At 43.0% G+C, this 12089-nt stretch carries 11 protein-coding genes; all 11 read right to left on the minus strand.

The features are described from left to right. Nucleotides 1-7 precede the first annotated feature (7 nt). Nucleotides 8-955, minus strand: coding sequence for a hypothetical protein (locus DWW90_RS03670; protein WP_122344175.1), 948 nt, complete (start codon nt 953-955; stop codon nt 8-10). A 7-nt stretch (nt 956-962) separates the two neighbouring features. Then, on the minus strand, nt 963-2780 hold the full coding sequence (locus tag DWW90_RS03675; protein WP_122344040.1) for a serine/threonine-protein kinase: 1818 nt from the start codon (nt 2778-2780) through the stop codon (nt 963-965). Nucleotides 2781-2823: 43 nt separating this feature from the next. After that, nucleotides 2824-3627, minus strand: coding sequence for a PP2C family serine/threonine-protein phosphatase (locus DWW90_RS03680; protein WP_122344041.1), 804 nt, complete (start codon nt 3625-3627; stop codon nt 2824-2826). A gap of 14 nt (nt 3628-3641) precedes the next feature. After that, entirely contained in the window at nt 3642-4157 is a 516-nt protein-coding gene (locus DWW90_RS03685) for an FHA domain-containing protein (RefSeq protein ID WP_115497669.1), read from the minus strand. Further along, nucleotides 4154-4393: a hypothetical protein gene (locus DWW90_RS03690; protein ID WP_115497670.1), complete on the minus strand. Its 240-nt coding sequence runs from the start codon at nt 4391-4393 to the stop codon at nt 4154-4156. Before DWW90_RS03690 ends, DWW90_RS03685 begins: the two co-directional genes overlap by 4 nt. Before the next feature lie 132 nt (nt 4394-4525). Further along, on the minus strand, nt 4526-5182 hold the full coding sequence (locus DWW90_RS03695) for an FHA domain-containing protein (protein WP_122344042.1): 657 nt from the start codon (nt 5180-5182) through the stop codon (nt 4526-4528). Further along, on the minus strand, nt 5179-5571 hold the full coding sequence (locus DWW90_RS03700; RefSeq protein ID WP_115497672.1) for a LytTR family DNA-binding domain-containing protein: 393 nt from the start codon (nt 5569-5571) through the stop codon (nt 5179-5181). The genes DWW90_RS03695 and DWW90_RS03700 overlap by 4 nt, the downstream gene beginning before the upstream one ends. A gap of 249 nt (nt 5572-5820) precedes the next feature. Then, nucleotides 5821-8541, minus strand: coding sequence for a pyruvate, phosphate dikinase (gene ppdK, locus DWW90_RS03705; RefSeq protein WP_115497673.1), 2721 nt, complete (start codon nt 8539-8541; stop codon nt 5821-5823). Nucleotides 8542-8806: 265 nt separating this feature from the next. Then, entirely contained in the window at nt 8807-10867 is a 2061-nt protein-coding gene (locus DWW90_RS03710; protein ID WP_122344043.1) for an acetate--CoA ligase family protein, read from the minus strand. A gap of 79 nt (nt 10868-10946) precedes the next feature. Continuing rightward, complete coding sequence (gene hypB / locus DWW90_RS03715) at nt 10947-11714, minus strand: hydrogenase nickel incorporation protein HypB (protein WP_122344044.1); 768 nt, start codon at nt 11712-11714, stop codon at nt 10947-10949. Nucleotides 11715-11725: 11 nt separating this feature from the next. Further along, nucleotides 11726-12067: a hydrogenase maturation nickel metallochaperone HypA gene (gene hypA / locus DWW90_RS03720; protein ID WP_115497802.1), complete on the minus strand. Its 342-nt coding sequence runs from the start codon at nt 12065-12067 to the stop codon at nt 11726-11728. Nucleotides 12068-12089: the final 22 nt, after the last annotated feature.

Raw genomic sequence — 12089 nt, forward strand, 5'->3', positions numbered from 1 at the left:
TCAACGATTAGAAAAATACACCAAGACCTGCATTCAGATCTATATATTTAAAGTTTAATGTATTACATCCGGCACTGACAAAGACAGGACCAAACTTCACCATAAAATCCAAATCGGCAGCCAGACCATTATAAGAATGGTCAAGATTTTTACTCCAATATAATTTCTCGATCCTGTGGTCTGTAGCATCAATGGTTTTATATTCGCACAGCAATTCGCGACTTCCATATCCTAAACCGACAGAAGTATAGAGCCAAGACGTACATTTTACGACAATACCAGCAGTTCCGGCATAAGAGTTTACTTTTTGATTATTGGTAAAACGAATAAAAGGACCGCCAGGAACAGAACCGACCATCTGCCCATTTCCCCTGCACTCGCTGTCATTATCCTTAAAACTAAAATTCGTTCTGAAGCGTGCAAACCAACCCAGGCGGGATTTTATCCCTCCGACAGTTAAGCCATAAGGCGCTTCTACAGAATAAGCATAACCGACAAAAAACTTCATTGGCTCTTTGGGCTTATCTGGTTTTGTTTGGTTGGAAGTATAATGGACAGGTTCTACAGGTTTACGAAGCGTCTCCAGACGTTCCTGCCAAGATTTTGCCAATGTCTCATTCTTGGGTGTTCCTATGCCCTCGGTATAATAAGTAATCAACTGCGATATGGCGGTTGTATCTTTATTATTTGCCATCACTTCCAGGCAATTCCGGCATTTATTCATCAAACTATGCATGGATGGACGCATCCGCTGGTTAACCAACCAAATCGAAGTAAGTTGTCCAATACTATAGGGGTCACATTGTACAACTCCTTCTTCATACCACATCCTTGCATCACTGTAATCAAGGCGTTTCATCGCCTCGTCCCCTTTTCTGTTATATTCAGTTTTTTGTTGAGCGGCCAAACACATTGGCAGAACAACAAAGAAAATCAAAATCCAAAGTCTTTTCATAAACACGTTAATAATACGTTGATCCTTCATTTACCAATACACCATTAGCATCATAAATGTCAAACAAACCATCTTTACGCTCGAAAGCACGACCATTTTCAGCAATTCCAACATTCAGATATTTACATGGAATACGTTCATTCGCATTTACATCGATTGCGCCATATAATTTCGTCGATTTCTTTCGTACGATAGTATAATTTCCGAAAGTCTTCTTTACCTCATATTGGTCCTTTTTATCAGCCAGAAGTTTTGCCGCTTCCTTTTCATCACAAGAGATCAGGAGGCGTACGACTTCTTCCGTTAACTTGGTTTCTTTCGCTTTAGTAAAGTCTTTTTTTGCATTTGTAAAATCAGCTTTTCCCATTTTATCCTTACCGGAAGCAATCAAAGCGTCGTATTCCGCATTAATTTCTTCAACAGAAGGTTGTACTGGTTGTATTGTTATTTTTTTCTCTTCAGCTAAGACCTGTTTTGTCTCCGGTTGCTTTTCCGGTACAACTGTTGTTGGTGTGAGCTTTTCAGATTGTTGCTTTACGATTTCTGTTTCCTTTTTTTCAACGGAAGGAAGTGCATCTTTTTCTACGTCTGGCTTTGTCTCCTGAATCGCTTGAGTTGAATCTTCCTTTTCTTCGATCGGATTAATCAATTCCGTTGTACCCGGATTTATCGTCGCTTTATTTCCTTGAACCAAAAGAGCAACAGCAGATCCTATGCAGGCAAATATAGCAATAATCACGGATATTAGTACCCCTTTTCTTCTTTTCTTATGCTTCTGAGGACTAATTTCTTCTTCATTTAGAATCGTACGATCTTCGTCATTCTCGTTCAGCAATTGTTGGTCATTGTGGCTCAGAACAGTTGTTTCTTCATTATCTTCTTGTCCGTCAGTCTCCTGAAGGCCATTCGTCTGTTCTTCCTCTTCCGGGGGAAAATCCAATGCAGCCATCATCTCGGACACTGTCTGAAAACGATCAGCCGGAATAATCTGCATAGCTTTGATTATAGCCGCTTCTGTTTTGGGAGATATATCTTTATTCAACTCCGAAGGGTTTTGTAAAGAACGTGTCGCACGCAAAATAGATTCCGTCGGAATCTTTCCGGTCAGTAGATTATACATCGTCGCTCCCAACGAATAAATATCCGGACATGGGGAAAAGCTCTGTGTGCCTTCGTTATCATATTGTTCGATCGAAGCAAAACCTTTTGATAAAGTCAGCATGGTCGTACTGGTTTCCTGCTGCTCGATATCATATCTCTTACTCACACCAAAGTCTATCAGGCGGGCTTTTCCCGATGAATCGATCAGAATATTGCTGGGTTTTATATCCAAGTGGAGAATATTCTTTTCGTGGACAAACTGAAGGGCTTCTCCTATTTCATGAACATATCTGAGGACTTTTGCCTCCGGCAACACACCTTCTCTGTCCATCATATATTTGAGGGAACAACCGGAAATGTATTCCATAGCGATATAGGCCGTGTCGTTTTCTTCGAAAACTTCCAGCACATTCACAATATGAGGGTGATGAACCTCAGATAGTATTTTAGCTTCTTTAATAAGCTTCTCCTTGAATTTATCGAAAAGCACTCTTCCTGTCTCAGAATGAACTCTGACAGCAAAAGATGCTGTATCTCTGTAACAATAGTCTTTAAAGAAGTATTCTTTAATACAAATAGGAACTTCTGTTTGCACTGTACCTAACGCACCCTTTACTTCCGTATACCAGACGCCTTTATAAGTTATACCAAAGCCGCCCTGACCAATTACATGAGTGATCCGATATTTTCTATTCTGAAGAACATGTCCGTTTGGCAAATTCATAACTACTATGCGCAATTCTATTAATCTGCCAAAATTACGTTATTTATATAAAAGAATAAAGGAAAGAAAGAATATTTTGCTTAATTCCTGTAGAATCTAACACATTTTGTATAGGTATGATGTAAAAAGAGAAGTTATCACGCGTTTTACCACTGCAAGCAGACATAATTGCATTTTTAATTCCTTCCGGACCTCCGGATTGCTTAAATATTAAAGAGAGATCTTCATCGGTAAGACGTTCAAGCACGCCATCCGAACACATAAACAGATAATCGCCTGCCTGAATATCGTTTAGGAGGACAACATCTGCCTCTGTCGGGCGACTTGTTCCCTGGATTGCCCGCACAATCACATTCCGCTGCGGATGATTTACGGCTTCCTCACGGCTGATCTTTCCTAATTTCACCAGTGAATTTACCAGCGAATGATCTTCGGTTTGGTATAAAATATTCCCTTGTCTGAAATGATAAATCCGGCTATCACCAACATGAGCCAGTGTTATGCCAGCTGTTCCGACAAAGGCCATAGTCAAAGTGGTTGCCATCCCTTTGGCTTCCGGATGAATTGCGGTATAGTCGTCAAAGCGTGCTTCTGTATAGCGAATTGCTTTATTAATGAAATCAGAGCTTGGCTCACCTTCCCGGAAGGTTGAAAAGAAAGTTTGGAAAGAATCACAGGCCAGCGAACTGGCGATCTCTCCTTTTTCAGCTCCACCGACACCATCACACACCAAAAATAACTTCTGATTGGATTTAGCCGCTTCCGGCAGAGGATAGATGGAATCTTCATTATTCAATCTGCCTCCTTTTTCACTGACTGCCCAAGGTTTGCCGATCGTTATATTCATAGCATAGACTATTTTTATTCATTAAAACGGAGTACTGTGTGTCCAATAATGATCTCATCATTATTCTTCAGTACAACAATCTCTCCATCTTCTAAGTAATTGCTATTATATAACGTATGATTTTTACTATTATTGTCAGAAAGATAATGTTTATATCCACCTTTTGCATCTTTTTTTACTTCTATCCGGATATGTTCACGACTCATAGATTTATCAGTCGTTACAATACCGATAGTAGCGTTCGAGGCATTGGATTTTCTTCCGATCGTATATGAGCCTTCTTGAAGAGGAAAGGTCTGTTCCGGCGTATCGTCATTTGCAATTACAGAAAGATGTCCGGTTGTCATACGAAGCGGCTGTATCAGAACCGTTTCCGATTCGGATGTACGATCTCCTTTCTTCTGGGACAGTAAAGAAACAGGAATCAGTTGTTTACATTTCGGGCATTTAAAAGAGGTGATATCGAGGGGAATTTTCCCCTCGTCTACCTTTAACCCTACATGGCAATGTGGACATTTAACGGAAATCATAAAATAAATGATATGTCAGCCCCGTCAATATCGGTTGAATATGTATCCAGCATATCTGCATCGGACAACATAATTGTATCATCAGACAAGGTAATAAAATCAGAAGCATCGATACTTTCATCAATCATTACAGCATCCGACAAGTCGTTTCCACCGTCCACATCCACGATAACAGCGTCAGCCAACATAAAGTCGTCGCTGTCTAAAGTCACGAATGTGTAATCCTCTTCTTGCATAATGTTATAATTAAATTTTCTGGAAACAAAAGTAAGGAAACGAATTGACATCCAAATACAAAATAGTTCCTTATAATCAAATGTTTGGGTTTACTGTACGAAAGTATTACTTTTAGTATATAAAACGGAAAACTATTCACCCACCCATTTTGCTTTACAGGAAGATACCGGACACTGTTTTCTGTTGCGCAATGACTCCCAGGGTATTTCACCTAAAAACGTTCCACATTTGGGGCAAACATAATCTATTTTGAACTGATTGGTCAAATCCTGCAACAACTGTGGTGTCTTTGCCGATTGTTTCGCACCTAAATATATACCGACAGTCGGAGCACAAACCGTAATAAACAGACTCACTACAAACAATTCCGGACTTCCCTTTCCTAAGAAACCTATCACAACACCGACCACACCGGGTATTGCAAAAGGTAAAGATTGGAACAGTCTGGTTTTAAATTGATTAGACGACTGAATCTTAACTTTTGCTTGAATATAATTATCATATACTTGCTTCAAAGTCGCAAACTCTTCGCTATAATCATTATTAAATTTTAGCGCTTCTGAAATGTTCAGAACATAATTATCTCCTAATTTGATAGTATCGCTGGGTGTCACACGCTTTTTGACGATCTGAGCACCATTCACAAACGTTCCGTTTGTCGAGTCCAAATCTTCAAGTAGCCAACATCCTCCCTCTTCTTCACGTATCAGTCTCGCATGATACCGGCTGACATGAGGATCGTCTACTACAAAGTCATTATCATTCGCTTTTCCGATTTTTATAATCATTCTGTAACAGCTTTTGGTTCTTCAGGCTTCCCCATTTCCTTCTCAAGCGTATCTTTCAACACTTTTAATGGATCTTTGGATATCACCAGTTCCCTTGGTTTCCCATCTTGTGTCAGCAACAACAATTTCTGTTTGGGAAGATTTATCTGCAGGATATGATTTTTATTGATGATATGGCTTTTGCCTACACGCATTAAGATTGCATTACAGCCAGCCACCTGTTTTTCCAATATTTCTTCTATTTTCCCTATATTAATTGCAAATGTGAATTGGATCCCGTTAGATAATAGTAATTTGGTGTAATTTCTATCAGCTTCAAAATAGAGGATCTGCCCTATCTTAATACGCAACAATTCATCTCTCGTCTTAATTATTAAATACCGCTCCATACGTAGATATTGTTTATTCGTTCATCATCAGGAAACAAATATACATGATTTTATCTTTATTCCTGCACTTTTTGTCAATAAAAAGTTTTCTACGGAACGCCAACTCGCAACACCTTAGGATAAAAAAATTCATCCGCACGAAAAAATAGTTCCATGCGGATGAAAATTTAGTTCCATGCGGATGAAAATTTAGTTTCATGCCCATGAAACTAAATTTTCATGGGCATCGAACTTTCATCGACTGTTGTTTTATTCTTCTATAGCTGCCTGAGCTGCCGCAATACGTGCGATCGGCACGCGGAACGGAGAGCAGGAAACATAGTTCAAGCCAACCTTATGACAGAACTTGACAGAAGAGGGTTCGCCGCCATGTTCGCCACAGATACCGCATTTCAGGTCCGGACGGATAGCGCGACCTTTTTCTGTAGCCATACGAACCAGCTGTCCTACTCCATTCTGGTCAAGAACCTGGAACGGATCGACTTTCAGAATCTTCTTTTCCAGGTAAACCGGAAGGAAGGAAGCGATATCGTCACGAGAGTAACCGAAGGTCATCTGTGTCAGGTCGTTTGTTCCGAACGAGAAGAATTCGGCAGAAGAAGCGATACGGTCAGCTGTCAATGCTGCACGCGGGATCTCGATCATTGTACCGACTTTGAAGTCGATGCTGTCTCCCACTTCCTTAAACAGTTGTGCGGCAGCTTCACGAATAACCTTCTCCTGTTCCTTGAATTCGTATAAAATACCAGTCAGCGGAACCATGATTTCCGGTTTAGCCTCGATACCTTCTTTTTTCAGTTCCAAAGCAGCTCCCAAGATTGCGCGCGTCTGCATTTCCGTAATTTCGGGATACGTATTTCCTAAACGACAGCCACGATGTCCAAGCATCGGGTTATGTTCACAAAGTGATTCTACGCGCTTCTGGATTTCTTTTACCGACACACCCATCGCTGTTGCCATTTCTTCCTGTCCCTTCAGATCGTGAGGAACAAATTCGTGCAAAGGAGGATCGAGCAGACGAACAGTAACCGGACAACCGGCCATTGCCTTGAAGATGCCTTTGAAGTCTTCTTTTTGGTAAGGCAGAATCTTAGCCAGTGCATTCTTACGGCCTTCAGCATCTTCCGCCAAAATCATTTCACGCATAGCCTTGATCTTTTCACCATCGAAGAACATATGTTCCGTGCGGCACAGACCAATACCAACGGCACCGAAATTACGGGCAATAATAGCATCATGCGGAGTATCGGCATTTGTACGAACCTGTAATTTCGTATATTTATCTGCCAATGTCATTAATTCGGCAAAATCACCGGACAGTTCGGCTGCTTTCGTCTCAACCTTCCCGACATAAACAGTTCCGGTCGTACCGTTGATAGATATATAATCTCCTTCTTTCAACTTAACGCCGTCTACTTCAACTGTTTTATTCTTATAATCGATTTCCAAAGCGCCAGCGCCGGATACGCAACATTTACCCATACCACGAGCCACAACAGCTGCGTGAGAAGTCATACCACCGCGAGCCGTCAGGATACCTTCGGCAACAGCCATACCAGCTAAGTCTTCAGGAGATGTTTCGATACGGACCATTACGACTTTCTTTCCATCGGCATGCCATTTGGCAGCATCGTCAGCAAAGAAAACGATCTGTCCGGTAGCTGCACCCGGCGATGCAGGCAAACCTTTCACCCATACTTTAGCTTGTTTTTCAGCCACTTTATCGAATACCGGGTGAAGCAATTCATCCAGTTTATTCGGTTCGATACGGGCCAAAGCCGTCTTTTCGTCAATCATTCCCTGATGCAACAAGTCGATTGCGATCTTGACCATTGCAGCACCGGTACGTTTGCCGTTACGAGTTTGCAAGAACCACAGTTTGCCTTCCTGTACAGTGAATTCCATGTCTTGCATGTCACGATAATGGTTTTCCAACTTTGTCTGCAACTCATCCAACTGTTTATAGATTTCCGGCATTGCTTCTTCCATAGAAGGATATTTAGCTATGCGGTCTTCTTCTGAAATGCCGGCACGTTCAGCCCAACGCTGTGAACCGATCTTCGTGATCTGCTGTGGCGTACGGATACCGGCTACCACGTCTTCGCCCTGAGCATTAATCAGATATTCACCATTGAATAGATCTTCGCCATTTCCGGCATCACGGGAGAAACATACGCCTGTTGCAGAAGTTTCGCCCATATTACCAAACACCATTGCCTGTACGCTGACAGCAGTTCCCCATTCAGCAGGAATACCTTCCATCTTACGATACAGGATAGCGCGTTCATTCATCCAGCTGTCAAATACAGCACAGATAGCACCCCAAAGCTGTTCATACGCAGAAGTCGGGAAATCTTTGCCTGTCTGAGCTTTAACTGCAGCCTTGAATTTAGCAACCAGTGTTTTCAGGTCTTCTACATCCAGCTCGTTGTCCAGCTTAACACCTTTTGCTTCTTTCACTTCTTCGATGATTGCTTCAAACGGGTCGATATCTTCCTTATTAGTCGGTTTCATCCCCAATACGACGTCACCGTACATCTGAACGAAACGGCGGTATGAATCCCAGGCGAAACGAGGATTGTTCGTTTTACGGCTCATACCTTCCACCACTTCGTCATTCAAACCCAGATTCAGGATCGTGTCCATCATACCCGGCATAGATGCGCGTGCACCGGAACGTACGGATACCAACAACGGATTGGCAACATCACCAAACTTTGAATTCATCAGCGTCTCGATGTTAGCAATAGCCTTCTCAACGTCTGCTTTCAACAGTTCGACCACTTTATCCTTGCCTAAATCATAATATTCAGAACAAACATCCGTGGTAATAGTAAATCCCGGAGGAACCGGAACACCAATCAGATTCATTTCGGCAAGGTTAGCACCTTTGCCCCCAAGCAGATTTCTCATGTCTGCTTTACCTTCGGCTTTTCCATTTCCGAATGTGTAAACTCTTTTTCTTTCCATATTCGACAGTATATTAATTTAGATTTTAGTTTTGCTATCTCCAGATTGCAATGATGCAAATATATGCTATTTAAAGGTTGCACAGCTATAAATAGTTAATTAATTTTAGATGTTTTACAACTATTTTTTACTATCCATATCTGGTAAATAACTACATTTGCGTGCGGGAATTTTTAAAGCCTAAAAGAAATAACCTGTATTCCAAAAGTTTCAAATCCAACTTTCGAAATACAGGTTGTTTAATTTCAAGACTTTAACAATGTATTTATTTCTCAATCCGTATGCGCGCATCCACAGCAAACAGCCCGCGTTCCGTCGCTACAAGCGGATTAATATCCATTTCCTTGATCTCGGAAGCAAAGCGGAGCAGTGTAGACAGGCGGACGATGATATCGGCATATTGCTGTTCGTCGATGCCACGCTGACCTCTCGTACCTTTTATAATAGGATAACCTCGTAAGGAACGTATCATTGAATACGTCTCATCGTACGACAAAGGAGCCAAACCATACGATACGTCTTTCAATACTTCTACAAAGATTCCTCCCAGGCCGCACAATACGACATGCCCGAAACGATCTTCATATTTGGCTCCTAAGAACAGCTCCTGCCCTTTCAGCATCGGTTGCACCATAATGGCGGTCACATCCGGCAGACGCATCATACGTTCATATTCGAATATCAGATGTTCCTCACTGCGGATATTCAAAGCGACGCCACCGATATCGCTCTTATGCACAGGACCGACTACTTTGGCGACAACCGGGAATTTCACTTTCTTGGCAAAAGCAACCAGTTCGTCGCGGTCGGTCGACGTAAACTCTTCCACTACCGGGATCTGGGCTGCTTTCAACAGCGTACGGACTTCTTCAGGACTCAGATAACCGCTGCCTGGCAAACGATCTATAATACGGCGAACTTCAGGAACATCGACTCCATATAGCTGGATATCCGTGCTCATCGGCTTTGGTGTGTTGATCACGCGTGAAAGAGCCGTACCAAGCGTTACCTCGTCGGAGAAGTTTACATGTCCCTTCTTTACGAAACTTTTCACTTCCGGACCAGCCGTCACGATAGAAGGCAATACAGGGAAGATCGGTTTCTTGCATTCTTCCATTTTCTTATGGAGAACTTCGTAGGTATCATAGAGCTTAACCAAGCCCGGACTGCCGAATATAACCATCATCAGGTCGATGTCCTCAAAACGGTTTTCACAGAAATCAATGGCTGTAGCCAGATGTTCAGGCGTGCCCGTCCCGATTATGTCGATCGGATTGCCTACGGCTGCACCCGGATATAGTTTGGATTTCAATTCCGCTGCAACCGGACCATCCAGTTTCGGGACATTCAGGCGTCCTTTCTCCAATGCATCTGCCAACATAACGGCCGGACCGCCGGCATGCGTGATAATCGCACAGTTCTTCCCTCTAACTTCTTTCAATGTAAAGATGCTGGCAACAGTTGTCAACTCCTCACGGCTGAAACAACGCACGATACCTGCTTTACGGAACAAGGCTTCTACGGCAGAGTCCGAATTGGCTATCGCTCCGGTATGGGAAGAAGCTGCACGCTTGCCCACATCGGTGCTTCCCGCCTTAATAGCTGCAATATGGCAGCCTTTGCGAATTAAAGAAGCAGCATGGTACAGGAGTTTATCGGGATTCTTAATTTGTTCGATATAAAGCATCTTTATCTTAGAGTCGAGGACAGGATCGAAGTTTCGGTCCATATATTCAATGACATCTTCCACACCGATCTGCTTGGAATTGCCGACAGACCAAACGGAAGAGAAACGAAGTCCTTTTGTCAGTGCCGATTCGATGATGAAGAGTGCTGTACCGCCGGAACTGGAAACGAAGTCCACACCGTCCGCATGAAACTCCGGAATCGGTTGGGTAAAGACACCGTGATAATTCATATTCATCAGACCGATACAGTTCGGACCGATCATCGAAGCCCCGGCATCATTAATGCTCTTCAGCATCTGGTCTTCCAAAATGCCGCCTTCATGCGTTTCCTCTCCGAAACCGGCAGACACGACGATAAAAGCCTTGACATTTTTCTCCTTGGCAAGCACTTCCACAGCTTCCGGACACGACGGGCCTGGTATAGAGATGATTGCCAATTCCGTATCCGGAATATCGTGCACGGAGTGATACGATTTTACTCCCTGCACATCGTCTTCCTTTGCATTTACGACATACAGTTCGCCTTTGTACTTTCCGTCCAGCAAGTTCCGCACCAAGCGGCCGCCCGGTTTATGTACATTATTGGATCCTCCCACCACTACGATGCTTTGAGGATTAATTAATTCTCGGTTAATCATAACATTTTGATCAATTTGGTTCAATGAATGGGAACAAATATAGTCTTTTTATCCGTTTATTCATTAAATCAAAGGTAATTTATTTACATTTTGTACATTCAGCCACTAACCAGTCGCACCAAACATCCATTCCTGTCCCTTTGGTGGCCGATACTTCGAACAACTGCAGGTGGTGATTCACCTTCAGGGCGTTGCTGCGCAATGTTTCCACATCTGTCTCCAGATAAGGAGCCAAGTCGATCTTGTTGATGATACAGATATCTGCTTCCAGGAAGATATGAGGATATTTCAGAGGCTTGTCGTCTCCTTCGGTAGTGCTGACGATAACCACTTTCTTCGCCTCTCCGAGATCGAACATAGCGGGGCAAACCAAATTGCCGACATTCTCCACAAACAAGATAGAGCCGTCGGAAGGATTCAGATGCTTGACGGCATGATTGACCATATCGGCTTCCAGATGACAGCCAGTTCCGGTATTAACCTGGAAAACAGGAACGTTAAGTGCAGCTATACGGTCGGCATCGTTCGAAGTTTGCTGGTCGCCTTCGATCACATATATCTGTGAAGACTGTCCGGAAGCAGCTCCGGCGGTCAAACGCCGTATCGTCTCTTCCAACAGGGTCGTTTTACCGGATCCCGGCGAACTCATCAAGTTCAGGCAGAAAATATGCTTGGCTTCAAAATAGCCTCGATTACGTTCTGCCAACAGATTATTACGCTGAAGGATATCTTGTTCGAGTGTTATGACTTTCCCTTCATCGTGATGATGAAGGTGATGATGTTCATGTCCGTGTTCATGATCATGATCGTGATGATGATGCTCTCCGCATCCGCAAGTTCCACACATAAGCGTTTGTTTTATTTTATAACAATTGATTTGATTCTTAGTTCCCGCCCTTTTGTGATATTAACCAGATAAGAACCGCAATTCGGGCAGGGTGAAAATAAGTTTCCGACCGGAAAGACCGTCTCGCAATCGGAACACTGTCCTTCCCCGTCTATATAATGACGAATGATCTTTGCCTTCTCGAGCAAAGTTCCCTTCACTGCACTTTCCATCGCAAACTCGAGCGTCTGCAATTCGACTCCTGCAAGCCTGCCGATCTCGAGTTCCACCTCTTCTATCTGTGAAGAATGGTGTTCACGGGCTTGTTGCTCGGATAATTGAACGATGCTTTGAGCAATTGATAATTCGTGCATGGCAACGATAGATGTTTTCTGT

The organism is Parabacteroides sp. AF17-28 (genome assembly GCF_003479205.1).
In the GTDB taxonomy this organism is placed as follows: domain Bacteria; phylum Bacteroidota; class Bacteroidia; order Bacteroidales; family Tannerellaceae; genus Parabacteroides; species Parabacteroides acidifaciens.